The sequence below is a fragment of the Micromonospora sp. SCSIO 07396 genome, from assembly GCF_053667945.1.
Window position 1 is genome coordinate 5,519,315 of record NZ_CM132210.1, and the last position, 26,913, is coordinate 5,546,227.

The window sequence follows — 26,913 nt, forward strand, 5'->3', positions numbered from 1 at the left end:
CCGCCACAGAACGGGGATCTCCGCCGATGACCGCCACCGACCCCACGCCGCTGGCCTCCGACGACGACTGGTGGCGCGCCGCGGTCGTCTACCAGGTGTACGTCCGCAGCTTCGCCGACTCCGACGGCGACGGCGTCGGCGACCTCGGCGGCATCCGGCAGCGGCTGCCGTACCTGCGTGACCTCGGGGTGGACGCGCTCTGGCTGACCCCGTTCTACACCTCGCCGCAGATCGACGCCGGCTACGACGTGGCCGACTACCGCGACGTCGACCCGCTCTTCGGCGACCTCGCCGACTTCGACGCCATGATCACCGACGCGCACGCACTGGGCCTGCGGATCATCGTGGACCTGGTGCCCAACCACACCTCCAGCGCGCACCCCTGGTTCACCGCCGCCCTCGCCGCCGGCCCCGGCTCCCCCGAGCGGGCGCGTTACCTGTTCGCCGACGGCCGGGGCACGCACGGTGAGCTGCCCCCCAACGACTGGGAGAGCATCTTCGGCGGCCCCGCCTGGACCCGGCTGCCCGACGGCCAGTGGTACCTGCACCTGTTCGACCCGGCCCAGCCCGACCTGAACTGGCGGCACCCGCAGGTACGCGCCGAGTTCGAAGACGTGCTGCGGTTCTGGCTCGACCGGGGCGTCGACGGGTTCCGGATCGACGTGGCCCACGGCATGATCAAGGCGGAGGGGCTGCCGGACGTCGGCTTCAGCTCGATGACCACCGGCCGCCGCCAGTCGGAGTTGCTCGGCAAGGGCCGGCTGCCCTACTTCGACCAGGACGAGGTGCACGACATCTACCGGGCCTGGCGACCCATCCTGGACAGCTACCCCGGCGGCCGGATGGCGGTCGCCGAGGCGTGGGCGGAGACCCCGCAGCGGCTCGCCCGCTACATCGGCCCGGACGAGCTGCACCAGGCGTTCAGCTTCGACTTCCTCGACGCCACCTGGTCGGCCGACTCGTTCCGCAAGGTGATCGACACCGCCCTGGCCGAGGCGACGATCGTCGGCGCGCCGACCACCTGGGTACTGTCCAACCACGACCGGCAGCGGCACGTCACCCGCTACGGCGACGGCGAGGTCGGCCTGCGCCGGGCCCGCGCCGCCGCCCTGCTCATGCTGGCCCTGCCCGGCTCCACCTACCTCTACCAGGGCGAGGAGCTCGGCCTGCCCGAGGTGCTGGACCTGCCCGACGCGCTCCGGCAGGACCCGGCGTTCCTGCGTACCGGGGAGAGCCGTGACGGCTGCCGGGTGCCGATCCCGTGGGGCGGCGAGCTGCCCCCGTACGGCTTCGGGCCGGACAGCAGCGAGCTGAGCTGGCTGCCGGCCCCGGCCACCTGGCGGGCCCTGTCGGTGGCCGCCCAGACCGGGACGCCCGGGTCGACGCTGGAGCTGTACCGGGCCGCGCTGCGGGTCAGGCGTACGCACCCGGCGCTGTCGGCCACCGCCGGCCCGGTGCTCTGGCAGGAGACCGGGCCCGGGGTGCTGGCGTTCCGCCGCGACGCCGACGACACCGCGCTGACCTGCGTGGTCAACCTCAGCGGCGCCCCGGTCCTGATCGACGGGTACGGCCACCCCCTGGTGGCCAGCGCCGACCTCACCGAGCAGGACGCCGGACACGTCCTGCCGGTGGACGCAGCCGCGTGGTTCGAACGGCGCTGAGCCGGGTAACCCGCCATTGACCTGGTCGTCCGTTGTGCCCCGCGCCGACGGGCGGCTGGGCTGCCGACCCCTTGTGGTGGGGGGTGAAGGTGGCACCGGCGTCCCGGGAAGTCCGCTTCCCGGGACGCCGGTGCACCACCGCGTACCGGCGTCGCCCGACCCGTCACCGCCCGCGCAGCAGCCCCGCGATCCGCCCGAAGCCCGCCCGCACCTGCGCCTCGGTCGGCACGGGCGGCGGTTGCGGCCGGTCGGGCCCGGCGACCGGCTCGTCCACCTGCTCGTCGAGGACGTCCTGCTCGTCGAGGACGTCGTCGAAGTCCCCGTAGAGGTCGGCCGCCTCGATGCGGGCCTCCTCGTCGGCGGCGGCGAGCTGCGACGCGGCGATCTCGCCCCGGATCTCCTCGGCCGACAGCGCCGGCACCAGCGGTTCGACCACCGCCATGAACCGTTCGTCGGCCACCACCGCCTCGGCCAGGGCCAGCGCGTGCGGTCGCTCGTACGGCCCGCAGACCACGGGTTCCCATTCGGCCGGATCGGCGAGCGGGCCGAACGTGATGATCCAGGGCAGGGTGAGCAGCGGCGAGTCGTCCGGCAGGTCCAGCGTCACGAGTGCGCCCACCGGCTCATCATGGTCGTTCCAGCCGGCGCACCGGGCGGCATTTGCCCCATTCATCTTTTCCGACGACTGTCGGCATCCCGCTTTCCCTCCGGGCGGCCCCACCGTCGACCCCCCGACCGTCCGCCCCGACCCCAGCGCCGGCCGGGCCGGGAGCGACGACGCGGGATCACGCCGGGGGTGGACCGTCCAGGGCGGCCCGGACCAGGGCCAACGCCCGGTCCGGCGGCACGCCCAGCCGGGTCGCCTCCTCGGCGTACCGGGCCGCCGCCCGCTGCAACCGGTCGACCGCGTCGTCCCGCCCCGGGGCGACGAAGCTGCCGTGCCGGCCCCGGGTCTCCAGCAGCCCGGCCGACTCCAGCTCCCGGTAGGCGCGGGCCACCGTGTTCACCGCCAACCCCAACTCGGCGGCGAACTGCCGCACCGGGGCCAGCCGGGTGCCGACCGTCAGCCGGCCGTCGCCGATCATCGCGGCGAGCTGCGCCCGCACCTGCTCGTACGGGGGCACCGGGGAGCCCGGATCGATCTCGACAGGCATCAGCCCGCTCCTCCCGGCGTACCCGGATCGGTTTCGGTGTCGACGTCGGCCTCGACGTTGACCTGCCGCATCACCGCCCCCTCCGACAGGTCGACCACCCGGCCGTGCCGGCTGGTGGCGGCCAGCGCCGCACCGAAGAGCACCAGTTGGTTGAGCAGGTAGAGGTAGAGCAGCACGGCCACCGCGCCGGCCACCACCGCGTACGCCGGGTTCCGCTCGGTCCGCACGATGTAGAACCGGCCGACGGTGTTGAGCAGGGTGATGCCGACCGCGACCAGCAGCACCACCGGGCGCAGCCGGCGGCGGCTCATCCGCAGTCGGGGCACCGCCACCAGCAGCGCCGTCGCCAGCACCGCGTTGACCAGCACGCTGAGCACCGCGCTGACGGTGGTCAGCCCCACCGACCCGGTGGCCCGCAGCAGGAACCGCAGCACCGACTCCAGCGCGTCCACCGCCGCCACCGAGATGCCCAGCATGACGAAGACCAGCAGCAGCACGCCCAGGTCCACCAGCCGGCGGACCACCAGGTTGCCCGGCTGCTGGTTGAAGCCGTACATCAGCCGCTGCGACGACCGGATCGCCTCCACCCAGCCGATCCCGGTGAAGAACAGGATCACCAGGCCCACCACCCCGACCGCGTTGCTGCTCTCGGCGATCTGCTGCGGGTCGAGGAAGGGCAGGTTGTCCCGCAGGAACTCCGCCACCGCGTCGGAGACCTCGTCGTTGTCCTCCAGGATCGCCCCGAACACCGAGTACGCGACCAGGGCGAGGGCGAACACGGCGAAGAAGCCGTAGTAGGCGATGGCAGCGGCCAACCGTCCGCCCAGCACCTCGCCGTAGAGGTCAACCGCCCGCCAGAGGTGGTCGAGCCGGGGCCACCGGTGCCGGGCCACGGTGACCCGGCGGTCGATGCCGGCCGTCCACCGGCCCCACGCGTCCACCACGTCATCCTCGCCGATCTGTCGTCACCGGTGCCGACCAACAGGCGGTCGGCGGAAGCGGGTGCCGGCCACCAGCGTCCCACCGGCGGGCGGGGTGCCGCAGCGGGGGCACCTCCGGCCGGCCACGGGACGGGTCAGCCGCCGAGCCGGAAGTCCCGGCGCGGCTGCCACCGGGTCTCACCGCTGTGCGAGAAGAGGGTGAAGCTCTCCACCTCGAACATCGCCGAGAAGTCGGCGAGATCCTCGTAGGCCCGGTCCAGCGCCTCCGGGGCGACGTCCTGCGCCACGGTGACGTGCGGGTGGTACGGGAAGCGCAGCTCCCGGTGCAGGTGCGGGGCGGCGCTGATGGCGGCGGCGAGCAGCTCGCACTCGCTGATCCCGGCCGCGACCGCGACGAAGACCACCTGGGTCACCGGCCGGAACGTGCCCGTCCCCCGCAGGTGCAGGGTGAACGGCAGGTGGGCGGTGGCCACCTCGGCCAGGTGCGCCTCGACCGACTCCAGCGCGGCCAGGGGGATCTCGGTCGGGCCGAGCAGGGTCACGTGCGCCGGGACGACCTGCGGGTCACCCGTCTGCACCCGGCGTCGAGTGAGCAGCCCGCCCCACGGCTCCGGGATGTCCACCGCGATCCCGATCTGGATGGTCTCGCCGGCCACCGGTATCCCGTCGCTGCGATCCACGCTCCGCGCCACCCCTCCGGCCATCGTCTCGACCCGTACCGCCGACCCGCCCACCGTTACGCCACGGGGGCCGACGCCAGGAACCCGACCCGCTCGTACGCTGTACGCAGCGTCGGCACGGTCACCGCGCGGGCCTTCTCCACCCCGACGGCGAGCAGCTTGTCGAGCTGCGCGGGGTCGTCGAGGTAGGCCCGGGTGCGTTCCTGGATCGGGGTGACGAACTCACGGACCACCTCGGCCAGCTCCTTCTTGAGATCGCCGTAGCCCCGGCCCGCGTACGCGGCCACCAGGTCGTCGATGCTCCGGCCGGACAGGGCGGAGTGGATGGTGAGCAGGTTGGACACCCCGGGTTTGGTCTCGGTGTCGAAGACGATCTCCCGGCCGGTGTCGGTGACCGCCGAGCGGATCTTCTTGGCCGAGCGGGCCGGGTCCTCCAGCAGGTCGATGATGCCGGCCGGGGAAGACGACGACTTCGACATCTTCGCCGTCGGCTCCTGGAGGTCGGTGATCTTGGCAGTGTCCTTCACGATGTGCGGGGCGGGCACCGTGAAGGTCGACCCGAACAGCGAGTTGAACCGCTGGGCCAAATCCCGGGAGAGTTCCAGGTGCTGTCGCTGGTCCTCGCCGACCGGCACCGCGTCGGCCTGGTAGAGCAGGATGTCGGCGGCCTGGAGGATCGGGTACGTGAACAGGCCGACGCTGGAGCGCTCGCTGCCCTGCTTCTGCGACTTGTCCTTGAACTGGGTCATCCGGCTCGCCTCACCGAAGCCGGTGATGCAGCCCAGCACCCACGCCAACTGCGCGTGCTCGGGCACCTGCGACTGGACGAACAGCGCGCTGCGCTCGGGGTCGATGCCGACCGCGAGCAGTTGCGCGGCGGCCACCCGGGTGCGCTGTCGCAGCACCGCCGGATCGTGCCCGGCGGTGATCGCGTGCAGGTCGACCACGCAGTAGAACGCCTCGTGGGTGTCCTGCAACGCCACCCAGTGCCGCACCGCGCCCAGGTAGTTGCCGAGGTGGAACGAGTCGGCCGTCGGCTGGATGCCGGAGAAGACGCGGGGGCGGGCGGGAGCGTCGGACATGCCGGCAATTCTGTCAGCAACCCCGGGCGTCCGTCATGACGGGCCGGCGGGTCGGCTCGCCGCCGGTTCCACCGGGGCGGTGACCTCCCGTGCCGCCACTTGCGACCACCCGGGCGGACCGGTGGCCGGCACCCCCGGCGGCGCGGTGACCGCCGGCCCCGGCGGCGCGGTGGCCTCGCGTCGTGGCTCGGGCAGGCGGGCGGTGGAGACCGCGACCCGGGACACCCGACGGCCGTCGAGGGCGAGCACCCGCAACAGCCAACCGTCGGCCGGGGCGGCCGGCGGCGGGTCGGCCGGCGCGGTGACCGGCACCTCGTCGCCGGCCACCGGGAGCCGGCCGAGCGCCGCCATCACGTATCCGCCGACCGTCTCGTACGGGCCGGCGGGCAGCGGCACCCCGGTCCGCTCGGCGAAGTCGGCCAGGTTGAGTCGACCGTCGACCACCGCGGGCAGGCCGGCCGACGCCGGCTCGGGTGGGCCGGCGTACTCGTCGTGGATCTCCCCGACCAGTTCCTCGATCAGGTCCTCGCAGGTCACGATGCCGGCGGTGCCGCCGTACTCGTCGACCACCACGGCGAGGTGGTGGCCCTCGCGGCGCATCTCGGTCAGCGCGGCGAGCACCCGCTTGCTGCCGGGCAGCCGCTTGACCTCCCGGCTCAGCCGGCCCACCGTGGTTGACGGGTCCAGGTCGGGGCGGAGCAGCACGTCGCGCAGGTGCACGAAGCCGACCACGTCGTCGTGGGTGCCGTCGACCACCGGGTACCTGGTGTGCGGGTCGATCCGGACCAGGCGTTCGGCCTCGGCGAGGGTCAGCCCGGCGGCGAGGAAGACCACCTCGGTGCGGGGCATCATCACCTCGCGGACCAGGCTGGCCCCGGCGACCAGCACCTCGTCGATGATCCGCCGTTCGTCGGGGTCGAGGACGGTGTTCGCGGCGACCAGGTCGCGTAGCTCGTGCTCGCTGATCCGTTCCCGGCCGGCGGTGGGGCTGGCGCCGAGCAGGTCGGTGACGAGCCGGGTGGCGCCGTCGGCGGCCCGGACGACCAGCCGCGCGACGCTGCGGGCCACCGGCCCGGGTACGCGCCGGCTCCGCCCCGGCGCGCGTCTCCGGGGCCCGGGACCACCCGCTTCCCGCATGGAAGTGATGGTAGGGCCGACGGACCCGGCCGGTGGGCAATGTGCGGATCTGTTCAATCATGAAGGTTCATGATGGGATGAGGTTGACCCCACGACCCACAGCGCGGCGACAGCAGCCGGCCGTAGGGTGATCACGAACGGCCGCAGCGGGCGCGGCCAGGCAGGAGGACCGACGTGAAACTGCTCGTCACCGGCGGCGCCGGCTACATCGGCAGCGTGGTGACCCGGATGCTGCTCGACGCCGGACACCAGGTGACCGTCCTGGACGACCTGCGCACCGGCCACCGGGCGGCGCTCGCCCCCGACGCCACCCACGTCGACCTGCCCGTGCACGAGGCGGCCCAGGTGCTCACCCCCGACGCCGGCTTCGACGGGGTGCTGCACTTCGCCGCGCTGATCGCCGCCGGTGAGTCGATGGTCCACCCCGAGCGGTACTGGCACGCCAACACGGTCAGCTCGATCGCGCTGGTCGACGCCGTCCGCGCCGCCCGGGTGCCACGCCTGGTCTTCTCCTCCACCGCCGCCGTCTACGGCAACCCGGTCGAACTGCCCATCCCGGAGACCGCCGTCAAGGCCCCCACCAACACGTACGGCGCCACCAAGCTCGCCGTCGACCTGGTGCTCACCTCCGAGGCGACCGCACACGACCTCGCCGCCGTGTCGCTGCGCTACTTCAACGTCGCCGGGGCGTACCTGCGCGACGGCCTCGCCATCGGCGAACGGCACGACCCGGAGACCCACCTCATCCCGATCGCCCTCGACGTCGCCGCCGGCCGCCGGGACAAACTCCAACTCTTCGGCGACGACTACCCCACCGTCGACGGCACCTGCGTGCGCGACTACATCCACGTCGAGGACCTGGCCCGCGCCCACCTGCTGGCGCTCACCGCCGCCGTGCCCGGCCGGCACCGCATCTACAACCTCGGCAACGGCAGCGGCTTCACCAACCGGCAGGTCGTCGACGTGGTCCGCGAGGTCACCGGGCACCCGGTGCCGGTCGAGACCGCCCCCCGTCGCGAGGGCGACCCGGCCGAACTCGTCGCCTCCTCGGCGCTGGCCCGGCAGGAACTGGGCTGGGTGCCCGAGAAACCCACCCTCACCGACATGGTCGGCGACGCCTGGGCGTTCTACCGCGCGCACGTGCCGGGGCAGTCGTGACGGGCCGGCCCGACGTCGCCGACCGCGCCACCGCCGGCTTCACCTCCGGGTACGACGCGACGCCCGCCGGACGCTGGGCGGCACCCGGACGGGTCAACCTGATCGGCGAGCACACCGACTACAACGACGGATTCGTGCTCCCCTTCGCCCTGCCGCTGCGTACCGTGGTCGCCGCCGACCCGCAGCCCGGCGAACGCTGGACGGTCCGCTCGGAGATCAGCGACCGGCCCGTCGATTTCGGAGCCGCCGAGGCCGACGCACCCGGCCGGGTCGCCGGCTGGGGCGGCTACGTCGCCGGGGTCGTCTGGGCCCTGCGCGGGGCCGGGTACGCCGTCCCCGGCGTCCGGCTGGCCGTCGCCTCGGACGTGCCGCTCGGCTCCGGGCTGTCCTCCTCGGCAGCCCTGGAGGCGGCGGTGCTCGCCGCCCTGGCCGACCTGGGCGGGCTGGACCTGCCCGCCGAGCGCCGGCCCCGGCTGGCCCAACGCGCCGAGAACGGCTACGTCGGCGCGCCGACCGGCATCATGGACCAGTCGGCGGTGATCCGCTGCCGCGCCGGCCACGCCCTGTTCCTCGACTGCCGGGACGAATCCGTCGACCACGTCCCGTTCGACCTCGACGCCGCCGGCCTGGCCATCCTGGTGATCGACAGCCGTGCACCGCACCGGCACGCCGACGGCGAGTACGCCTCCCGCCGCGCCTCCTGCGAACGGGCCGCCGACCTGCTCGGCGTGCCCGCCCTGCGCGACGTGCCGGTCGCCGACCTCGACGCCGCACTCGGGCGGCTGCCCGACGACGAGACCCGACGCCGGGTCCGGCACGTGGTCACCGAGAACCAGCGGGTGCTCGACACCGTCGCCCTGCTGCGCGCCGACCGGGTCGCCGAGATCGGGCCGCTGCTGACCGCCTCGCACGCCTCCATGCGGGACGACTTCGCGATCACCGTCCCCGAGGTCGACACCGCCGTCGAGGCGGCGCTCGCGGCCGGTGCGCTCGGTGCCCGGATGACCGGCGGCGGCTTCGGCGGCTGCGTCCTCGCCCTGGTCGAGGCGGCGGCTGCGGAACCGGTGGCGGCAGCCGTCCGGGCCGCCTACGCCGAACGCGGCTTCGCCGCCCCCGACACCCTCACCGCCCTCCCCGCCCCCGGCGCCACCCGCCTCCCCTGACCCACCCCGGCCCACTCCCGCCCCCGCCCCTGGTCCCGCTCCTACCCTCCCGTTCGGGCGCCGGTGATCAAGAGGTTTACGTCAATCCATCAACGAAACCTGACGCAAAGCTCTTGATCACCAAGGCACAGCCGGGCGGCCGGGCGGGTGGGCGTGCTGGTATGCGGTGATCAAGAGCTTTGCGTCATCCGTCGAGCGGAAACTGACGCAAAGCTCTTGATCACCAAGAGCCGACAAGGCGGGGTGGGTCAGGCGGTGTCGACGATCATGCCGGCGGCTACGGTGCGGTTCGTGGCCTCGTCGATGATGATGAAGCCGCCGGTGGTGCGGTTACGGCGGTACTCGTCGGCCAGCAACGGGACGGTGGTCCGCAGCCGCACCCGGCCGATCTCGTTGAGCCGCAGCTCGGTGGCGGTCTCGTCGCGGTGCAGGGTGTTGACGTCGAGCCGGTAGTACAGGCCGCGCACGATCGTCCGGGCCGTCCGCGTGGTGTGCTTGATGGTGTACTTGCCGCCGACCTGGAGCGGCCGGGTCTCGTCCATCCAGCAGACCATCGCCTCGATGTCCTGCGAGACGGTCGGTGCGTTGTTCGGCCGGCAGATCATGTCGCCGCGCGAGATGTCGATCTCGTCGTCGAGGCGGACGGTGACCGACATCGGGGGGAAAGCCTCGTCGACGGGGCCGTCGGCGGTGTCGATGGCGGCGATCCGGCTGGTGAACCCCGACGGCAGGACCATCACCTCGTCGCCGGGCTTGAGCACCCCGGAGGCGACCTGCCCGGCGTAACCCCGGTAGTCGGTCACCGTGGTCGACTGCGGGCGGATCACGTACTGCACCGGGAACCGCACGTCCACCAGGTTGCGGTCCGAGGCGATGTGCACGTGCTCCAGGTGGTGCAGCAGCGACGGGCCCTCGTACCACGGCATGTTCTCCGACCGGGTGACGATGTTGTCGCCACGCAACGCGGAGATCGGCACCACGGTCAGGTCCGGCGCGTCGAGTTTCGCCGCGAAGGCGGTGAACTCGTCGGCGATGCGTTCGAAGACCTCCTGGGAGAAGTCGACCAGGTCCATCTTGTTGACGCACAGCACCAGGTGCGGCACCCGCAGCAGCGAGCACAGGAACGCATGCCGCCGTGACTGCTCCACCAGCCCCTTACGCGCGTCCACCAGGATCAACGCCAGGTCGGCCGTGGACGCGCCCGTCACCATGTTGCGGGTGTACTGGGTGTGCCCCGGGGTGTCGGCGATGATGAACTTCCGCCGGGGCGTGGCGAAGTAGCGGTACGCCACGTCGATGGTGATGCCCTGCTCCCGCTCGGCCCGCAGGCCGTCGGTGAGCAACGCCAGGTTGGTGTACTCGTCGCCCCGGGCCGCGCTGACCGCCTCCACCGCGGCCAACTGGTCGGTGAACAACGACTTCGTGTCATAGAGCAGTCGACCGATCAGGGTCGACTTCCCGTCGTCCACACTGCCCGCGGTGGCGAACCGCAACAGGTCCATCGGCCGGGCCTCGACCTCGGGCGACACCGTCTCGGTGCTCATCAGAAGTAGCCCTCCCGCTTGCGGTCCTCCATGGCGGCCTCGCTGACCCGGTCGTCGCCCCGGGTCGCGCCCCGCTCGGTGATCCGCGTCGCGGCCACCTCGTCGATCACCTTCTCCACCGTGTCCGCGTCCGAACGCACCGCCGCCGTGCAGGAGGCGTCGCCGACCGTGCGGTACCGCACCCGGGCCTTGAACTGCTGCTCACCGGCCCGGGGCCGGAAGAACTCGTTGACGGCGTAGAGCATGCCGTCGCGTTCGATCACCTCGCGGTCGTGCGCGTAGTAGATCGACGGCAACGGCACCCGCTCCCGGGCGATGTAGTGCCAGATGTCCAACTCGGTCCAGTTCGACAACGGGAACACCCGGATCGACTCACCCGGATGATGCCGACCGTTGTACAACGACCACAACTCCGGCCGCTGGTTCTTCGGATCCCACTGCCCGAACTCGTCCCGGAACGAGAACACCCGCTCCTTCGCCCGCGCCTTCTCCTCGTCCCGCCGCGCCCCACCGAACAACGCGTCGAACCGGTGCTTCTCCACCGCGTCCAACAACACCGGCGTCTGGATCCGGTTGCGCATCCCGTCACCCGACTCACGGACCGTCCCGGCGGCCAGGGCGTCGGGCACGCTCGCCACCACCAGGTGCAGCCCCAGTTCGGCGACCCGCTGGTCGCGGTAGTCGAGCACCTCGGGGAAGTTGTGCCCGGTGTCGACGTGCATCACCGGGAACGGGATGTTGGCCGGGGCGAACGCCTTCTGCGCCAGCCGCAACATCACGATCGAGTCCTTGCCACCGGAGAAGAGCAGCACCGGCCGCTCCATCTCGGCGACCACCTCACGCATCACGAAGATGCTCTCCGCCTCCAACTCGTCGAGGTGGGAGACCTGGTAGAAGCGGCCGGGGGCGGTCATGCCACGGGCTCGATCGGCGCGGATCCGTACATGGATTCCAGACCTTTCCGGTCGGACAAATCAAAAACAGCGCTCAGGCTACCCGGAATGCCTCTGCAGCGCTGCAAGCAACCGGCTGGCGAGATCCTTGCGGCAGACCAGCAGGTCCGGCAGGCGCGGATCCGCCTCGTTGTATCTCAGCGCAGAACCGTCGATTCGGGAAGCGTGCAGCCCGGTGGCCGTCGCCACAGCGATCGGAGCCGCCGAGTCCCACTCGTACTGGCCGCCCGCGTGGATGTAGGCGTCCACGTCACCGGTCACCACCGCCGCGATCTTCGCCCCCGCCGAACCCATCGGCACCAACTGCGCGCCCACGTCCTCGGCCAGGGCGGTCAGGAACGCCGGCGGCCGGCTCCGGCTCGCCGCCAACCGCAGCGTACGGTCGCCCGAGGTGGCCGCCTCCACCGTCATCGGCGGGTACGCCGGCGGATAGTCGGTACCCAGCACCCAGTGCTGGGCCGGCAACCCCACCGCCCCCGCCACCAGCCCGTGCGGCGTCGGCGCGTTGCGCGCCCAGAGCGCCACGTGCACCGCCCAGTCGGCGCGGCCTTCCTCGGAGAACTCCCGGGTGCCGTCCAACGGGTCGATGATCCACACCCGGTCGGCGGTCAACCGGGACACCCCGCCCGCGGTGCCCACCAGCCGCGACCCCTCGTCCTCCTCGGAGAGGACGGCGTCACCGGGTCGCCACTTCGCCAGCTCGCTGCGGATCAGGTCGTGCGAGACCTTGTCCCCGGCCGACTTCAACGCCGCCGCGTCCGCGAACCCCATCTCGGCACGCAGCTCCAGCAGGGCCTGCCCGGCCCGGTCCGCCAACCAGCGGGCGAACGCGCCGTCGATCATCGGAGGACTGCCCACGAACTCGCTCCCGTCGCCTACCACGGCCCGCGCGGGGTCGCGCCACGCCAGAACGCGCAGACTACCGCCCACCCGGGCAGGCCACGAGTACGCCCCCGCGACTCAGACCCCGTGGTAAGCGTTCTGGGTCGGCTCGACCCCCTTGGTGACCACCGACTCCACCACGTCGGCGGCCCGGTCGACCAGGAACTCCAGCTCCTTGCGCTCCGCGGCACCGAAATCCGACAGCACGAAATCCGCCGGGTCCTGCCGCCCCGGCGGCCTGCCGATGCCGAACCGCACCCGCACGTAGTCCTTCGTCCCCAGCGACTTCGACATCGACCGCAGGCCGTTGTGCCCGCCCTCACCGCCGCCCAGCTTGACCCGCAGCTGCCCGTAGGGGATGTCCAGTTCGTCGTGCACCGCGATCACCCGGTCGGCCGGGATCTTGTGGAACTGGGCCAGCGCGGCCACCGGCCCACCCGACAGGTTCATGTACGTCTGCGGCTTGAGCAGCACCAGCTTCGGCCCACCGAAACCGATCCGCCCCTCGGCGACGTCCGCCACCACCCGCTTGTACCGCCCGAACCGCCCACCCAGCCGTACGGCGAGCAACTCGGCGACCATGAAACCGACGTTGTGCCGGTTCCCGGCGTACTCCCGACCCGGATTGCCCAGGCCGACCACCAGCCACGGCCCCGTCTCGTCCGTCACGTCACGTCCCTCCCGCTCGCCGTCTGCGCGCCGACCGTGCCCCGATACGCCGGCAGGCGCCCCCGCGACGGGAGCGCCTGCCGTGAACGATGCGACCGGTCAGGCCTCGGTCTTCGCCTCGGTGCTCTGCTCGCCCTCGGCGGCCGGAGCCTCGGCGCCCTCGGCGGTCTCCGCACCCTCGGCGGCTTCCTCGGCCTCCGTCGCCGGGGTCTCGACCTCAGGCAGGGTGGCCTCCAGCTGCTCGGCGGTCAGGGCGGCGGTCACCGAGGCGACCGTCTGCTCCGCGTCGGCGACAAGCTCCACACCCGCAGGCAGCTCGACGTCGGCGGCGGTGACCTGGCTGCCGGCCTCCAGACCCTCGATCGACGCCTCCAGGTGGTCCGGCACCTTGGTGGCGTCGGCGGTCACCGAGAGGGTGTCGTGGTCGTGCACGATCAGGGTGTCCCGCGCGGCCTCACCGGTCAGCTGCACCGGAACCTCGACGGTGACCTTCTCGCCCCGACGGACCAGCAGCAGGTCCACGTGCTCGAAGCTGTCCCGGATCGGGTCACGCTGGATCGCCTTCGGCAGCGCCAGCACCTGGGTGCCGTCGCTGACCTCGATCGCGAAGAGCTGGTTGGCGCCGCCCTTACGGATCGCGGCGGCGAACTCCCGCGCCGGGAGCGCGATGTGCTTGGGCTTCTCGCCGTGACCGTACAGCACGGCGGGCACCTTGCCGGCCCGACGGGTACGACGGGCACCACCCTTGCCGAACTCCGTACGGGGCTCGGCGCTGATCTTTACCTCGGACACGGGGAAACTCCTGATGCTAACGCTACGGCGGCTTGTCGTCTGGCGGTGCTGGGGCGAGGGGCTCGCTTGGGGCTCATGCGTCATGAACGACTGCCCGGAGCACCGCGTCGATGACGGTGCCTCCGTGCGGCGCTCGATCAGCGGCCCGCCGGGCACCCTCGCCGTGGCAACCGCACCAGTCTACCCGAGGTCTTTCCGCGCCTTCCGGCAGTCCCCCGGGTCCGCGCGTCAGCTCAGGCCACCGAAGAGGGTGGTCACCGACCCGTCGTCGAAGACCTCCCGGATCGCCCGCGCCAACAACGGCGCGATCGACAACACGGTGAGCTTGTCCAGCTGCTTCTCCGCCGGCAGCGGCAGCGTGTTCGTCACCACCACCTCGGTGATCGGGCTGTTCTTCAGCCGCTCGGTCGCCGGGTCGGACAGCAGGGCGTGGGTGGAGGCCACCACGATCTCCGCCGCACCTGACTCCTTGAGGATGTCCGCCGCCTTGGTGATCGTCCCACCGGTGTCGATCATGTCGTCGACGATCAGGCACACCCGGCCCTCGACCTCACCGACCACCCGGTTCGCCACCACCTGGTTCGGCTTCAACGGGTCCCGGGTCTTGTGGATGAACGCCAGCGGGCAGCCACCCAGGCGGTCGGTCCACCGCTCCGCCACCCGTACCCGGCCCGAGTCCGGGGCCACCACCGTCATCGGCCGGCCGGCGAACTTGTGCTCCACGTACTCGGCGAGGATGTCCATCGCGAACAGGTGGTCCACCGGGCCGTCGAAGAAACCCTGGATCTGCGCGGTGTGCAGGTCGACGGTGAGGATCCGGTTCGCCCCGGCCGTCTTGAGCAGATCGGCCACCAGCCGCGCCGAGATCGGCTCCCGCCCCCGATGCTTCTTGTCCTGCCGGGAGTACGGGTAGAACGGCAGGACCACGGTGATCCGCTTCGCCGAACCCCGCTTCAACGCGTCGATCATGATCAGGGTCTCCATGACCCAGGTGTTGACCCCGTGCGTGACGGACTGCACCACGAAGGCGTCCGAACCACGCACCGAGTCCCGGAACCGTACGAAGATCTCACCGTTGGCGAACTCGTACGCGTCGGAAGGGGTCGGCGCCACGCCGAGCACCTCACCGATCTCCTTGGCCAACTCCGGAAAGCCACGTCCGGAAAAGAGCATCAGGCTCTTGCGGTTTTCGGCGACGATGCTGCCCATGGGCCCGTCTGCTCCCGTTGGTCGGTGGTGCCCGGCTGCGGTGGGCCGGGGCTACTCGGTTGCAGTATGCCCCGACCTCGGCGACCCTCACACCGTCTCGGCACCCCCGTGGATTGCCTCACCTTCACTTGCCGACACCGGCCCACCCGACGCATCCTCACCGGCCGTCCGGGCCTGCTCGGCGGCCCGCGCGGAGACCGTGCCCGGCCGGTTACGCAACACCCATCCCTCGATGTTGCGCTGCGGCGCCCGGGTCACCCCCAACGCCCCCGGCGGCACGTCCTGGCTCAACGCGCTACCCGCCGCCACGTACGCCCCCGCGCCCACCTCGACCGGCGCGATCAGGTTCGTGTCACAGCCGACGAACGCACCGTCACCCACCACCGTGCGGTGCTTGTTCACCCCGTCGTAGTTCACGAAGATCGTCGCCGCACCGATGTTCGCCTTCGCCCCGATCGTCGCGTCCCCCACGTACGACAGGTGCGGCACCTTCGCGCCCGGCCCGACCTCGGAGTTCTTGACCTCGACGAACGTGCCCACCTTCGCCTTCTCGGCCAGCCGCGCCGCCGGCCGCAGGTAGGCGTACGGGCCGACGCTCGCCCCCGCGCCCACCTCGGCACCGGTGGCGTGGCTGCGCAGCACGGTCGCCGCCCGACCCACCACCGTGTCGATCAGGGTCACGTCCGGCCCGACCACCGCCTCGGCCCCCACCACCGTCGTGCCGCGCAGCTGGGTGTTCTGGTCGAGCACCGCGTCCCGCTCGACGGTGACGGTCACGTCGATCCAGGTGGTCGCCGGGTCGAGGATCGTCACCCCGGTCCGCATCCACGCCTCGTTGACCCGGTCGCGCAACAACCGACGCAGCCCGGCCAGCTCCACCCGGTCGTTGCAGCCCAACGTCTCGACGTGGTCGGCGGCCACGTGCACACCCACCGGCTCGCCGGCCGAGACGAGCAGCCCGAAGACGTCGGTGAGGTACTCCTCGCCCTGGTCGTTGTCGGTGGAGAGCTTGCCCAGCGCGGCCCGCAGCCGGGCCACGTCGAAGGCGTAGATGCCGGCGTTGATCTCCCGCAGCGCCCGCTGGGCGGGGGTCGCGTCACGCTCCTCGACGATCTGCTCCAGCCGGCCGGCGGCGTCCCTGACGATCCGGCCCAGCCCGGTCGGGTCGGGCACCTCGGCGGCGAGCACCGTGGCCGCCGCGCCCTCACCCTCGTGCGCCGCGACCAGCGCGTCCACCGTCCCGGTACGCAGCAGCGGCACGTCCCCGTTGATCACCACGACGGTGCCGGCGGCCTCCGGCACCGCGTCCAACGCGATCCGTACGGCGTGCCCGGTGCCGAGCTGCTCGGCCTGGAGCACGGCGGTGGCCTCCGGGGCGACCTCGGCCAGGTGGGCGCGGACCTGCTCGGCCCCGTGCCCGACCACCACGACGGTCCGGTCCGCGCGCAGCGGCCCGGCCGCGGCCAGCACGTGACCGAGCAGCGTCCGGCCGAGCAGTGGGTGCAGCACCTTGGGCAGCGCCGACTTCATCCGCTTGCCCTCCCCGGCGGCGAGCACGACGACGGTACGGCGGTGGGGCTGGGACACGGGTGGGCTCCCGTCGGGGAAGGCGAACAGTCTCGCCGCCATGCTAACCAGACTGTGGGGACACTTCGCCCCTTACCCCGATCAGGGAGGATGTGACGGACGGCTCGGCCGCCAGGGTTCGAACCTGAAACACGGGTACCAAAGACCCGGGTGTTGCCAATTACACCACGGCCGAATGTGACGCAAGACAGCTTAGCGCCTCCCCCGGGCGACCCCCACCCCTATGTGATCTCTCCGGTGAGTGCCGCGACGACACCCTCGATCTTCCAGTACAACTCCCGGCTTCTCGGCACGTCCACTACCAGGCAGCCGTGGTAGCTCTCGCCGGTGTTGTGCCGCGTCGTCGGCTGGTGGCGCTTGATGCTGGGCCGCCGGAACCGGTCCGGTGGCAGATCCAGGGTTTCGGCCCACCAGCGCTGCGCCGCCGCAGCATCGGCCGACTCGTGAATGCTCACCCGGTAGGTGGGCACGTCCCGTTCGACCCCGCAGGCGGCGAGGAAGCGCAGGAACAGCCGGAGCAGCCCGGCATCGGTGTTGACGAACTGCACATGATCGTGACGTCGCCAGGGCTTGGACTTGGTGCCCTCGCACCAGTAGAGGGCCGCGCCGAGCAGCAGCACCTCGCGGTCGGCGAGTCGCCCCACCATCTCCCGCATCCGGCTGTGCACCTCGGCCTGCGCGGCGTCACGTGTCGCGCGGTGCGTCGCCCACCGGTCGTCGTTCATTGCCCTGGCCCGCGCCCGTCGTCGCGCCGCGACCTCCTCGTCCGGGTCGAGGGGGAGGTGGCGTACCCAGAGGTAGGCGGTGGACTTCGCGACGCCCAACCGGGCCGCGATGTCGCCGACCGAGCAGCCCTCGCCGCGCAGTGCCACCGCCACCGCGCGCAGCTCGTCGCGGGCGGCGGGTCGTCGGGTGCGGGCCGGGGGCACACCGGTACGCAGCCGGCGCACCTCGGCACCCGTCGGATCGGTCATGACCGGCAGGTTAAGACAAACGTATGACACTGAACTCATTCATGTACGCCACTGTTCACTCCACTGTGGCCGGCCCGTAAGTTACGGTGACGTAGGCGTATCCGATCGCTGCGAGGTGCCATGTCGACCACCCTGCGGGACGCCGGTGCCGCCGGCCCGAAGCCGCTCACCCAGGGTCCCCAGTCGCGGGGCATCCTGATCGCCCTCTGGATCTTCGTGGTGGTGCCGTTCCTGGCCCTGCTGGCCGCCGTGCCGGTGGCCTGGGGCGGCTGGCTGCACGCGACCGACGTGCTCGTCGCGGCCCTCTGGTACGTGGTGTCGGGGCTGGGCATCACCGTCGGCTACCACAGGTACTTCACCCACGGCGCGTTCAGGGCCCGCCGCCCGGTCCGGGTGGCCCTGGCGGTCGCCGGGTCGTTCGCGGTGCAGGGCGAGATCATCCAGTGGGTGGCCGACCACCGGCGGCACCACGCCTTCGCCGACCTCGACGGCGACCCGCACTCCCCCTGGCGGTACGGCGAGAGCGTGCGGGGCCTGGCCAGGGGGCTGTTCCACGCGCACCTGGGGTGGTTGCTCGGCCGGGAACTGTCCAACCGGGAGCGGTTCGCACCGGATCTGCTCGCCGACCCGGACACCCGCCGGGTGGACCGGCTCTCGCCGCTGCTGGTGGCCGGCTCGCTGCTCGGCCCGGCGCTGATGGGCGGTCTGCTGACCTGGTCGTGGGCCGGCGCGCTGAGCGCGTTCTTCTGGGGCGGGCTGGTCCGGATCGCCCTGTTGCACCACGTGACCTGGGCGATCAACTCGGTCTGCCACGTCTACGGTGAGCGTCCGTTCGCGATGCGGCCGGGCGACCGGGCGGCCAACTTCTGGCCGCTGGCCCTGCTGTCGTTCGGGGAGAGCTGGCACAACCTGCATCATGCCGAGCCGACCAGCGCCCGGCACGGGGTGCTGCGCGGGCAGTGGGACCCGTCGGCCCGGGTGATCTGGTTGCTGGAGCGGGCCGGCGCGGTGCACGACGTGCGGTGGCCGAAGCCGGAACGGGTGGCGGCCAAGCGGGTGCGGGAGACGCTGCCGCGCTGAACCCGGCGGTGCCCCGGGGCGTCACCTGGCAGGATGGCCGGGTGACCGAGACAGACGGGCACGACCGGAGCATTCCACGACAGGGCGTCACCGAGCGCCGGCGAGGTGACGAGATGGCGCAGCCCCCGGCTGGGGAGAACACCGGCACCCGACGGGCGGTGCCGGCGGCGGGCGCGAAGCCGGCGGCGCGGGTACGGATGTCGGCCGCGCAGCGGCGCGAGCAGTTGATCGCGATCGGCCGGCAGGTGTTCGCCGAGAAGGGCTTCGACGCGACCTCGATCGAGGAGGTGGCAGCGCGGGCCCGGGTCTCCAAGCCGGTGGTCTACGAGCACTTCGGCGGCAAGGAGGGCCTGTACGCGGTGGTCGTCGACCGGGAGGTGCGGGCCCTGCTGGACCGGATCGCCGCGGCGTTGACCGCCGGTCACCCACGGGAGTTGCTGGAACAGGCGGCGTTGGCGCTGCTGGGCTACATCGAGGAGGAGACCAGCGGGTTCCGGGTGCTGGTGCGGGAGTCTCCGTTGATGTCGGCGGCCGGCAACTTCAGCAGCGTGATGAACGACGTGGCGCACCAGGTGGAGCACATCCTGGGGGCCGAGTTCTCCAGCCGGGGTTACGACCCGAAGCTGGCCGAGCTGTACTCGCAGGCGCTGGTGGGGATGGTGGCGTTGACCGGGCGTTGGTGGTTGGAGGTCCGCCAGCCGGGCAAGGAGACGGTGGCGGCGCACCTGGTGAACCTGGCCTGGAACGGGTTGTCGCACCTGGAGGCGGGGCCGGGCCTGATCACCGAACGGCCGGGTGGCTGAGCGTCGGGTCAGCGGGCCGGATGGAGCCGGTCGGCGCGTTCCCGGGCGGCGTGCTCGTCGGTGCCGATCTTGTCGTACAGGCCGGTGGCGAGGAGCAGCAGGCCGAACAGCAGCGAGACGATCACCGTCGACATCGAGAAGTTGAGGATGTTGGCGCGGGTCTGGAGCACGCTCATCATCGCGAGGCCGGTGACCATGAAGACCACCCCGGCGGTGAGGTTCATGACGTGCCCGAGGTTGCCGCGCCGGGACGCCCCGATGATCAGGACGACCCCGAAGACGACCGAGACCAGCGAGAACGCCAGGTTGGTACGCAGCCCTAGGGCCCAGTGGCTGCCCCTGGCGAACAGCGGCTCACCCCAGGTCTGCACGATGCCGAACACGCCGAAGACCAGGATGTAGAGGCCGACGAGGCCGGCGAAGACCCGGTACAGCGGGCGGGCCGGGTGGTTGACCGGAAAGTGCGCCATGGCCCCTCCTGCGCGGACGACGTGTCGGGACGATTGTCTCCCGTCATGCCGTCCGGCGTCGGAGAAACGCCAGGTCACGCCGCCTCCCGGCCCGCGAGCGGGAGCGGTCAGAGCACCAGGCGGGCCTTCTGCCAGGCTTCCTTCTCGTCCTCGGTGCCGACCTTGCCGTACATGCCGACCATCAGCAGGACGAGGCTGAGGGTCATCAGCACGATCACCGTCAGGATGCTGAAGTTGACCACGTTGGCGTCGGTCTGGAGGAAGGCCAGGCCGGCGAGGCTGATCACCATCAGGGTGTAGGCCAGCCACTGGTTGATCGCCACGTCGAGGTTGCGGCCGATCACCGTGCCGACCAGGATGACCACCCCGAACAGCACGGACAGCAGCGAGAACCCGAGGTTGGTGCCCTGGCCGAGGACCTTGGTGTCGTCCTGGGCGAAGATGTCGTTGCCGGCGCTGGCGATGACGCCGAGCGCGCCGAAGACCACGAGGTAGAGACCGATGAGCCCGCCGATCGCCCGGTAGACCGGCCGCGCGGGGTGGTTGACGGGGGTGTGGGCCATGACTGTGTCTCCAACGCCGTTCGGGTGAGGGTCGCCGACGATTGTCCCGTACGGCGGGGTGTGACGCCGCACACGGGGTCGTCCCTGCTCTACAGGGGCGGGATCTCCTCGGCCAGGGTCAGCCAGGTCTCCTCGGTCCGTTCCCGTTCGGCGCGTACCTCCTTGAGCTGAGCGTCGAGGTCGGCGACCCGGGCGTAGTCGGTGGCGTGCGTGGCGAGCTGGTCGAGGAGGGTCGCCTCCTTCTGGTCGAGCTTGCCGATCTGCCGTTCCAACCGGGTCAGTTCCTTGCGGGCCTGCCGGGCGTCGGCGGCGGACATGCCGCCCGTGGCCGGGGCCTCGGGACTTTCGGCGGGGCCGGGCGTGGTGCGGGCCGGACCCGGGCCGGCGGCGCGGGCCAGGTACTCGTCGACACCGCCGGGTAGGTGCACCAGCCGGCCGTCGCCGAACATCCCGTACGCGGCGTCGGTGACCCGTTCGATCAGGTACCGGTCGTGGCTGGCCACGATGATCGTGCCGGGCCAGGAGTCGAGCAGGTCCTCCAGGGCGGCGAGGGTGTCGGTGTCCAGGTCGTTGGTGGGTTCGTCGAAGAGCAGCACGTTGGGTTCCCCGGCGAGCAGCCGGAGCATCTGCAACCGGCGGCGTTCCCCACCGGAGAGGTCGCCGACCGGGGTCCAGAGCCGCCGGTCGTCGAAGCCGAACACCTCGGCGAGCTGGGCGGCGGAGATCTCCCGGTCGCCGAGCTGCACCCGTCGGGCGACCTCCTCGACGGCCTCCAGGACGCGCAGGTGGCCGGGGAGTTCGGCGAGTTCCTGGGAGAGGAACGCCGGCTTGACGGTGGACCCGGTGTGGAACCGGCCGCCGTCGGCGCGGGTGATGCCGGCGAGCAGCCGCAGCAGGGTGGTCTTGCCGGCCCCGTTGCGCCCGAGGATCGCGATCCGGTCGCCGGGGCCGACCTGCCAGGTGGTGTCGTGCAGGATCTCCTTGGGGCCGGCGTGCAACCGGACGTGCTCCAGGTCGTACACCTGCTTGCCGAGCCGGGCGGTCGCCATCCGCTGCAGCGACATGGTGTCGCGCGGCGGCGGCACGTCGTCGATCAGCGCGTTGGCCGCGTCGATGCGGAACTTCGGCTTGGAGGTGCGGGCGGGCGGGCCACGCCGCAGCCAGGCGATCTCCTTGCGGAGCAGGTTCTGCCGGCGGGCCTCGGTGGCGGCGGCGACCCGTTCCCGTTCGGCGCGGGCCAGCGTCCAGGCGGCGAAGCCGCCCTCGTAGGCCCGGACGGTCTGGTCGGCGACCTCCCAGGTGGTGGTGCAGACCGCGTCGAGGAACCACCTGTCGTGGGTGACCACGACGAGTGCGCCCCGGCGGCCGACGAGGTGCCGGGCGAGCCAGTCGACGCCGCCGACGTCGAGGTGGTTGGTGGGCTCGTCGAGGATGAGCAGGTCGGATTCGCGGACCAGCAGGGCGGCCAGGGCCACCCGGCGGCGCTCGCCCCCGGACATCGGGCCGACCGGCTGGTCGAGGCCGAGGTGGGGCATGCCGAGGCCGTCGAGGATGGCCCGGACCCCGGCGTCGCCGGCCCACTCGTGTTCGGCGCCCATCCCCTCGGCGAGCCAGGCGGTGCCGAGCACCACGTCCCGGACGGTGGCCTCGGGGGTCAGGGTGAGGGCCTGCGGCAGCCAGAGCACCCGCAGGTCGCGGCGGTGGGTGACCCGGCCGTCGTCGGGGTCCTCCTGCTTGGTGAGCATCCGCAGCAGGGTGGACTTGCCGGCGCCGTTGAGGCCGACCACGCCGATCCGGTCGGCGTCGTCGAGGCCGAGCGAGACGTCGGTGAGCAGCGGCCCGGCGGCGCCGTACCCCTTGGACACCCGGTCCAGGTTGACGATGTTGGCCACGGTCCCACCTTTCATGATCAAGGCGTCCCGGTGCCGGCGGGCACCTCGGGACGCCTGGGGCAAGGGTACGCGGACACCCGCGCCGCCCCACCCGCCCGTGCCGGAGCCGGGGCCGGGCCGCCTCGAACAGCAGGTCGGGGCAGGTTGATCACCTCATCGGGGCTGACGGTGCGGGTTCCCGGTCGCCGGACACCGCAACACCGGCCCACGGGAGTCGATCTCGACCCCCGGGGAAGGCTCAGCCGACGCGGGCGCCGGGCACCGGGCCGTGGGCGACCCGGGTCTCCCGGCACACCTCGGCGGCCTGCACCTCGGTGGCGATCCGCTGCGCGTCGGCGGCGTCCCGGGCGAGGAAGACACAGGTCGGGCCGGAGCCGGAGACGATGCCGGCGAGCGCCCCGGCCGCCTCCCCCGCCTTCAACGTGTCGGCCAGGGCCGGACGCATCGACAGGGCGGCGTCCTGCAGGTCGTTGCCGAGGCAGCCGGCGAGCACCCGGGGGTCGCGTTGGCGCAGCGCGCCGAGCAGGCCGTCGGTGCTGCCCAGCGGGGTGCCGGCGGTGCCGGCGGCACGCAGCCGGTCGAGTTCCCGGTAGGCGGCGGGGGTGGACAGGCCGCCGTCGGCGACGGCCACCACCCAGTGCCAGGAGGTGGGGCGGGCCAGCACCGGGCTGACCGCCTCGCCCCGGCCGGTGCCCAGCGCGGTGCCACCGTGGATCAGGAACGGCACGTCGGAGCCGAGGTCGGCGGCGATCCCGGCCAGTTCGTCGCGGGACAGCCCGGTGCCCCACAGGGCGTCGCAGGCGACCAGCGCGGCGGCGGCGTCGGCGCTGCCCCCGGCCAACCCGCCGGCGAGCGGGATCTGCTTGCGCAGGTGCAGCCGGGCGTGCGGCGGCACCCCGGCGTAGCCGGCGAGCGCGTGGGCGGCGCGGATGGCCAGGTTGGAGTCGTCCAGGGCCAGCTCGCCGGCACCCTCGCCCTCCATGGTGAGGGTGAGGGTGTCGCCCCGGCGGGCGGTCAACTCGTCGTAGATCGAGATCGCGTGGTAGACGGTGTTCAGCTCGTGGTAGCCGTCCCGGCGCAACGGGCCCACCCCGAGGTGCAGGTTGACCTTCGCGGGGACTCGGACCCGCACCGGGCCGCTGCTGCCCCGACGCTGGTCGTCATCGTCGTCCGGTCGCCAGGCCTCGGTCACCGGGGGACGTCCCACCGGCACGGGCGGATGTCGAACGGCATCTCCACGATCAGCTCCTCGGCGGCGTCGGCGGCCGGCGGCGTACCGGCCGGCAACCAGGTCGTACGCGCAGGTGCGGCGTGTCCCTCGGCGGGCACGCCGTCAGCCTACTGCGCGGTGGTGGCGACGGTCGGAGCCGACGCGGCGATCGCGGCGAACTGCTCCACGGTGAGTGACTCCCCGCGTGCGCCCGGGTCGACCCCGGCGGCGGTGAGCGCCGCGGCGGCCCGGTCGGGGCCACCCGCCCAGCCGGCCAGGGCGGCCCGCAGGGTCTTGCGGCGCTGGGCGAACGCGGCGTCGACGACGGCGAAGACCGCCTGCCGGGGCACGTCGTCGCGGGGCGGTTCGCGGCGGGTGAAGGCGACCAGTCCGGAGTCGACGTTCGGCACCGGCCAGAACACGTTCGGTGGCACCCGGCCGGCGGAGCGGGAACGGGCGTACCAGGCGAGCTTGACCGACGGGATGCCGTACACCTTGGAACCGGGACCGGCGACCAGCCGGTCGGCGACCTCCTTCTGCACCATCACCAGGCCGTGCCGCAGGGTGGGCAGCTCGGCGAGCAGGTGCAGCACCACCGGCACGGCCACGTTGTAGGGCAGGTTCGCCACCAGCGCGGTGGGCGGCGGGTCGGCCAGGGCGGCGGCGGTGATCCGCAGCGCGTCGGCCCGGTGCACGGTGAGCCGGGCGGCGTCCGGGCCGGCGTGGGCGGCGGCGGTCTGCGGCAGCGCGCCGGCCAGCACCGGGTCGATCTCCACCGCGTGCAGGTGCGCGGCGGCCGGCAGCAGGGCCAGGGTGAGCGAGCCGAGCCCGGGGCCGACCTCCAGCGCCACGTCGTCTCCGGTGAGCCCGGCGGCGGTGACGATCCGGCGGACGGTGTTCGGGTCGTGCACGAAGTTCTGGCCGAGCTTCTTGGTCGGGTTGACGCCGAGACGCGCGGCGAGTTCCCGGATCTCCGCCGGGCCGAGCAGGCCGGTCACGCCCCGCAGCGTAGCTGCGGGGTCCGGGCCGGTCACCACGGCCCGAAGGCCCGGTCGCCGGTGGCGGAGATGGCGGCGCACAGCTCGTCGAGGTCGAACCCGGTGGTCTCGGCCAGCGACCGGACCGTCAGCGGGATCAGGTACGACGCGTTGGGCCGTCCCCGGTGCGGCATCGGGGTCAGGTAGGGCGCGTCGGTCTCGACGAGGAGCTGGTCGATCGGGGTGAGCGCGGCGGCCTCGCGCAGCGCGGCGGCGCTGCCGAAGGTGACCGTGCCGGCGAAGCTGAGCAGGTGGCCCCGGCGCACGCACTCGCGGGCGAAGTCGGCGTCGCCGGAGAAGCAGTGCAGCACCACCGTGTCCGGGGCGCCCTCGTCGTCGAGGATGCGCAGCACGTCGGCGTGGGCGTCCCGGTCGTGGATGACCAGGGCCTTGCCGTACCGCTTGGCGATGGCGATGTGGGCGCGGAAGCTCTCCTCCTGGGCGGCCCGGCCGTCGTCGCCGGTGCGGAAGAAGTCCATCCCGGTCTCGCCGACGCCCCGGACCCGGTCCCGGGCGGCCAGCGTCTCGATCTCGCGCAGCGCGGCGTCCAGGTCGGCCAGCCGGGGGGCCTCGTTGGGGTGCAGCGCCACGGTGGCGAGCACCGCCGGGTACCGGTCGGCGACGTCGGCACCCCAACGGGACGAGTCGACGTCCACGCCGACCTGCACCAGTCGGTCCACGCCGACGGTGGCGGCCAGCTCGACCACGGCGGCCACCGGGTCGGCGGCGTCGCCCCCGCCGGGCACGCCGGCCTCGCTGACGGTGATGTCGAGGTGGGTGTGGCTGTCCAGCACGGGACGGGGCAGCGGCGGCGGGGCGGGCGGGAACTCGCCGGCCCGGCGGGCGGCACGCTGCTTGCGGGATTCGGTCCGTTCGGTCATCGCGGCCAGCATCACACACCAGGGGTCACCGGCGGCACCGACCCGTGCGGGTGTGGGCTGTTCCCGGGCGGCCACCGGACGTTCACCGGGGCGGAATCTGGCCGGCCTAGTCTCGCCCGGATGAGCGTCACCGACCGGGCCGACGGCGCGGCCTTCGAGCGGACCGGGTTGCGCGTGACGTACGGCGGGGTGGTCCACCCGGCCGAGGAACTGGCCCGGGGCGCGGCCTACGAGCTGTTCAGCGCCGAGGAGGCACCCGGCTTCGAGTGGGCGCCCCGGGCGGGCGTCAGTTGGCCGTGGCGGCGGTTCGTGCACGTGACCGAGGTCACCGAGGTGCGTGGAGGCACCCCGCTGGTCGAGGAGCCGGAGGCGGCGCTGCTGATGCCGGTGCACCGCGACCGGGGCTGGTCGTACGTGCACCAGCTCAGCCAGCAGCCGACGGCGGCCGGCGATCCGACGCTGGCCGCGGTGCGCGCCTCGGCGGTGCTGCGGCGGGGCACCCGGATGGTCAAGGTGCTCTCCGCCCGGCAGCTCGCCGGGTACGTGCGGGGGTGGCTGCCGCACGGGTTCTGCTACCGCGAGTACGACGTGGCACACCTGCGTACGCCGGCCGCGCTGGCGGTGCTGCGCGGTGACGGCACCAGCGGCGACGGCACCGACGTCGGGTACGCGTTGCGCTGGCGGGCCGCCGACCCGGGCGACTACGGCGTGCCGGTCGGCGAAGCGCACCGGGGCCTGCTGGAGTTGCCGCCCCGGGACCGGCTCGGCCCGCCGGTGCTGGGCACGGGGTTCGTGCCGAGTTCGGCGCAGTTGATCCCGGAGTTCGTCACCCGGGACTTCGCCGACCTGCCGATGCCCGCCAACGCCAGCCTGCTGGCGTACCCCGCCGAGGGGGTCGAGGTGGTGCTCTACAGCTACCAGGCGGAGCAGCGGGGCTGGCTGCGGATGGTGGGGCCGCAGTGGCGGCACCTGCTGGCGGCGGTGCCGGGGCTCTCCCCCGACCAGGAGTACGTGCCGACCGGCGAGGTGCCGCGGTCGACGCAGCTGGTCGGCGGGTTGGCCGGCGGCGAGTACGAGGCGGTGGCGGACCTGCCGGGCGGGTTCCGGGTGCTGGCGATGACCCGGGCGGCCCGCTATCCGGTGGAGTCGGTCAGCCGGCGGCTGCGGCACGCCCGGTGGCGGGGCGTGGCGTGCCTGGTGCTCCGGGAGGAGGCGGGCTGGCTGCGGTTGCGCCTGCGGCAGCCCGATCCGGACGCGGTGGTCGCCACCGGGGCACAGTGCCACGAACGGGGCGTGTACGAGACGTGGGCACCGGCCGCCGAGGTGACCGACGACCGGGTGGTGGATCTGCCGTACGTGCTGTGAAGGCATGACGGCGGCGGGCCGGGGAA

The 26,913-nt window shown here is 72.7% G+C and carries 27 protein-coding genes and 1 tRNA gene; 6 read left to right on the forward strand and 22 right to left on the reverse strand.

All coding sequences use genetic code 11. The features are described from left to right. Window positions 1–26: 26 nt before the first annotated feature. The gene (locus ACWCHM_RS23785; protein ID WP_454219882.1) at window positions 27–1,661 is read left to right on the forward strand and encodes a glycoside hydrolase family 13 protein; all 1,635 of its coding nucleotides are present in this window, start codon (window positions 27–29) and stop codon (window positions 1,659–1,661) included. Between the two features lie 163 nt (window positions 1,662–1,824). On the opposite strand, the gene ACWCHM_RS23790 is transcribed toward ACWCHM_RS23785, so the two are convergent. The 6 genes from ACWCHM_RS23790 to ACWCHM_RS23815 all read right to left on the reverse strand — a co-directional run bounded on the left by ACWCHM_RS23790 (window position 1,825) and on the right by ACWCHM_RS23815 (window position 6,655). Continuing rightward, window positions 1,825–2,280: a hypothetical protein gene (locus tag ACWCHM_RS23790; protein ID WP_454219884.1), complete on the reverse strand. Its 456-nt coding sequence runs from the start codon at window positions 2,278–2,280 to the stop codon at window positions 1,825–1,827. A 166-nt stretch (window positions 2,281–2,446) separates the two neighbouring features. Beyond that, window positions 2,447–2,815, reverse strand: a complete 369-nt coding sequence (locus ACWCHM_RS23795; RefSeq protein WP_204956368.1) for a GntR family transcriptional regulator — start codon at window positions 2,813–2,815, stop codon at window positions 2,447–2,449. After that, on the reverse strand, window positions 2,815–3,726 hold the full coding sequence (locus ACWCHM_RS23800; RefSeq protein ID WP_281903241.1) for a YihY/virulence factor BrkB family protein: 912 nt from the start codon (window positions 3,724–3,726) through the stop codon (window positions 2,815–2,817). The genes ACWCHM_RS23795 and ACWCHM_RS23800 overlap by 1 nt, the downstream gene beginning before the upstream one ends. A 164-nt stretch (window positions 3,727–3,890) precedes the next feature. Beyond that, entirely contained in the window at window positions 3,891–4,460 is a 570-nt protein-coding gene (locus tag ACWCHM_RS23805; protein ID WP_204956366.1) for a 2'-5' RNA ligase family protein, read from the reverse strand. A gap of 32 nt (window positions 4,461–4,492) precedes the next feature. Continuing rightward, window positions 4,493–5,518: a tryptophan--tRNA ligase gene (gene trpS / locus ACWCHM_RS23810; protein WP_281900642.1), complete on the reverse strand. Its 1,026-nt coding sequence runs from the start codon at window positions 5,516–5,518 to the stop codon at window positions 4,493–4,495. A 33-nt stretch (window positions 5,519–5,551) separates the two neighbouring features. Beyond that, complete coding sequence (locus tag ACWCHM_RS23815) at window positions 5,552–6,655, reverse strand: transporter associated domain-containing protein (protein ID WP_454219887.1); 1,104 nt, start codon at window positions 6,653–6,655, stop codon at window positions 5,552–5,554. A 228-nt stretch (window positions 6,656–6,883) separates the two neighbouring features. Between ACWCHM_RS23815 and galE the strand changes: the two genes are divergently transcribed. Together galE and galK are read left to right on the forward strand one after the other, a co-directional pair. Further along, complete coding sequence (galE, locus tag ACWCHM_RS23820; protein ID WP_454223165.1) at window positions 6,884–7,813, forward strand: UDP-glucose 4-epimerase GalE; 930 nt, start codon at window positions 6,884–6,886, stop codon at window positions 7,811–7,813. Then, window positions 7,810–8,976: a galactokinase gene (galK, locus tag ACWCHM_RS23825; protein ID WP_454219889.1), complete on the forward strand. Its 1,167-nt coding sequence runs from the start codon at window positions 7,810–7,812 to the stop codon at window positions 8,974–8,976. Before galE ends, galK begins: the two co-directional genes overlap by 4 nt. A 248-nt stretch (window positions 8,977–9,224) precedes the next feature. On the opposite strand, the gene cysN is transcribed toward galK, so the two are convergent. From cysN to ACWCHM_RS23870, 9 genes are all read right to left on the reverse strand, one after another. Next, the gene (gene cysN / locus ACWCHM_RS23830; protein WP_281900647.1) at window positions 9,225–10,520 is read right to left on the reverse strand and encodes a sulfate adenylyltransferase subunit CysN; all 1,296 of its coding nucleotides are present in this window, start codon (window positions 10,518–10,520) and stop codon (window positions 9,225–9,227) included. Beyond that, complete coding sequence (gene cysD / locus ACWCHM_RS23835) at window positions 10,520–11,434, reverse strand: sulfate adenylyltransferase subunit CysD (RefSeq protein ID WP_281900649.1); 915 nt, start codon at window positions 11,432–11,434, stop codon at window positions 10,520–10,522. The genes cysN and cysD overlap by 1 nt, the downstream gene beginning before the upstream one ends. Before the next feature lie 78 nt (window positions 11,435–11,512). Next, window positions 11,513–12,316, reverse strand: a complete 804-nt coding sequence (locus tag ACWCHM_RS23840; protein ID WP_454223167.1) for a 3'(2'),5'-bisphosphate nucleotidase CysQ — start codon at window positions 12,314–12,316, stop codon at window positions 11,513–11,515. A gap of 117 nt (window positions 12,317–12,433) precedes the next feature. After that, a complete protein-coding gene (gene pth, locus ACWCHM_RS23845) occupies window positions 12,434–13,024 on the reverse strand; it encodes an aminoacyl-tRNA hydrolase (protein WP_204961949.1) in 591 nt (196 codons plus the stop codon). Between the two features lie 99 nt (window positions 13,025–13,123). Beyond that, window positions 13,124–13,816, reverse strand: coding sequence for a 50S ribosomal protein L25/general stress protein Ctc (locus ACWCHM_RS23850; protein WP_454219891.1), 693 nt, complete (start codon window positions 13,814–13,816; stop codon window positions 13,124–13,126). Between the two features lie 228 nt (window positions 13,817–14,044). After that, on the reverse strand, window positions 14,045–15,025 hold the full coding sequence (locus ACWCHM_RS23855) for a ribose-phosphate diphosphokinase (RefSeq protein WP_363657353.1): 981 nt from the start codon (window positions 15,023–15,025) through the stop codon (window positions 14,045–14,047). Between the two features lie 87 nt (window positions 15,026–15,112). After that, complete coding sequence (gene glmU, locus ACWCHM_RS23860; RefSeq protein ID WP_454219893.1) at window positions 15,113–16,654, reverse strand: bifunctional UDP-N-acetylglucosamine diphosphorylase/glucosamine-1-phosphate N-acetyltransferase GlmU; 1,542 nt, start codon at window positions 16,652–16,654, stop codon at window positions 15,113–15,115. Window positions 16,655–16,715: 61 nt separating this feature from the next. Continuing rightward, a tRNA-Gln gene (locus ACWCHM_RS23865) sits at window positions 16,716–16,787 on the reverse strand. Window positions 16,788–16,833: 46 nt separating this feature from the next. After that, on the reverse strand, window positions 16,834–17,586 hold the full coding sequence (locus ACWCHM_RS23870; protein ID WP_454219895.1) for a resolvase: 753 nt from the start codon (window positions 17,584–17,586) through the stop codon (window positions 16,834–16,836). A gap of 120 nt (window positions 17,587–17,706) precedes the next feature. Between ACWCHM_RS23870 and ACWCHM_RS23875 the strand changes: the two genes are divergently transcribed. Beyond that, window positions 17,707–18,666 carry an acyl-CoA desaturase gene (locus tag ACWCHM_RS23875; protein WP_421489375.1) on the forward strand — a complete coding sequence of 320 codons (960 nt, stop codon included), beginning with the start codon at window positions 17,707–17,709 and terminating at the stop codon, window positions 18,664–18,666. A gap of 113 nt (window positions 18,667–18,779) precedes the next feature. Then, window positions 18,780–19,469 carry a TetR family transcriptional regulator gene (locus tag ACWCHM_RS23880; RefSeq protein WP_454223169.1) on the forward strand — a complete coding sequence of 230 codons (690 nt, stop codon included), beginning with the start codon at window positions 18,780–18,782 and terminating at the stop codon, window positions 19,467–19,469. An 8-nt stretch (window positions 19,470–19,477) separates the two neighbouring features. Here ACWCHM_RS23880 and ACWCHM_RS23885 read toward each other — a convergent pair whose 3' ends face one another. The 7 genes from ACWCHM_RS23885 to ACWCHM_RS23915 all read right to left on the reverse strand — a co-directional run bounded on the left by ACWCHM_RS23885 (window position 19,478) and on the right by ACWCHM_RS23915 (window position 25,534). Then, window positions 19,478–19,939, reverse strand: coding sequence for a DUF4383 domain-containing protein (locus ACWCHM_RS23885; protein ID WP_421489376.1), 462 nt, complete (start codon window positions 19,937–19,939; stop codon window positions 19,478–19,480). 107 nt (window positions 19,940–20,046) lie between these two features. Next, complete coding sequence (locus ACWCHM_RS23890; protein WP_204961943.1) at window positions 20,047–20,502, reverse strand: DUF4383 domain-containing protein; 456 nt, start codon at window positions 20,500–20,502, stop codon at window positions 20,047–20,049. Between the two features lie 89 nt (window positions 20,503–20,591). Continuing rightward, window positions 20,592–22,394, reverse strand: a complete 1,803-nt coding sequence (locus tag ACWCHM_RS23895; RefSeq protein WP_454219898.1) for an ABC-F family ATP-binding cassette domain-containing protein — start codon at window positions 22,392–22,394, stop codon at window positions 20,592–20,594. A gap of 238 nt (window positions 22,395–22,632) precedes the next feature. Further along, window positions 22,633–23,586, reverse strand: a complete 954-nt coding sequence (locus tag ACWCHM_RS23900; RefSeq protein ID WP_204961941.1) for a 4-(cytidine 5'-diphospho)-2-C-methyl-D-erythritol kinase — start codon at window positions 23,584–23,586, stop codon at window positions 22,633–22,635. Continuing rightward, the gene (locus tag ACWCHM_RS23905; RefSeq protein ID WP_204961940.1) at window positions 23,583–23,723 is read right to left on the reverse strand and encodes a hypothetical protein; all 141 of its coding nucleotides are present in this window, start codon (window positions 23,721–23,723) and stop codon (window positions 23,583–23,585) included. The genes ACWCHM_RS23900 and ACWCHM_RS23905 overlap by 4 nt, the downstream gene beginning before the upstream one ends. Before the next feature lie 9 nt (window positions 23,724–23,732). Beyond that, window positions 23,733–24,602, reverse strand: coding sequence for a 16S rRNA (adenine(1518)-N(6)/adenine(1519)-N(6))-dimethyltransferase RsmA (gene rsmA, locus ACWCHM_RS23910; protein WP_454219901.1), 870 nt, complete (start codon window positions 24,600–24,602; stop codon window positions 23,733–23,735). Window positions 24,603–24,634: 32 nt separating this feature from the next. Next, window positions 24,635–25,534 carry a TatD family hydrolase gene (locus tag ACWCHM_RS23915; protein WP_204961938.1) on the reverse strand — a complete coding sequence of 300 codons (900 nt, stop codon included), beginning with the start codon at window positions 25,532–25,534 and terminating at the stop codon, window positions 24,635–24,637. Window positions 25,535–25,642: 108 nt separating this feature from the next. Between ACWCHM_RS23915 and ACWCHM_RS23920 the strand changes: the two genes are divergently transcribed. Then, window positions 25,643–26,887: a hypothetical protein gene (locus ACWCHM_RS23920; protein ID WP_454219903.1), complete on the forward strand. Its 1,245-nt coding sequence runs from the start codon at window positions 25,643–25,645 to the stop codon at window positions 26,885–26,887. The last annotated feature ends 26 nt before the right edge of the window (window positions 26,888–26,913 follow it).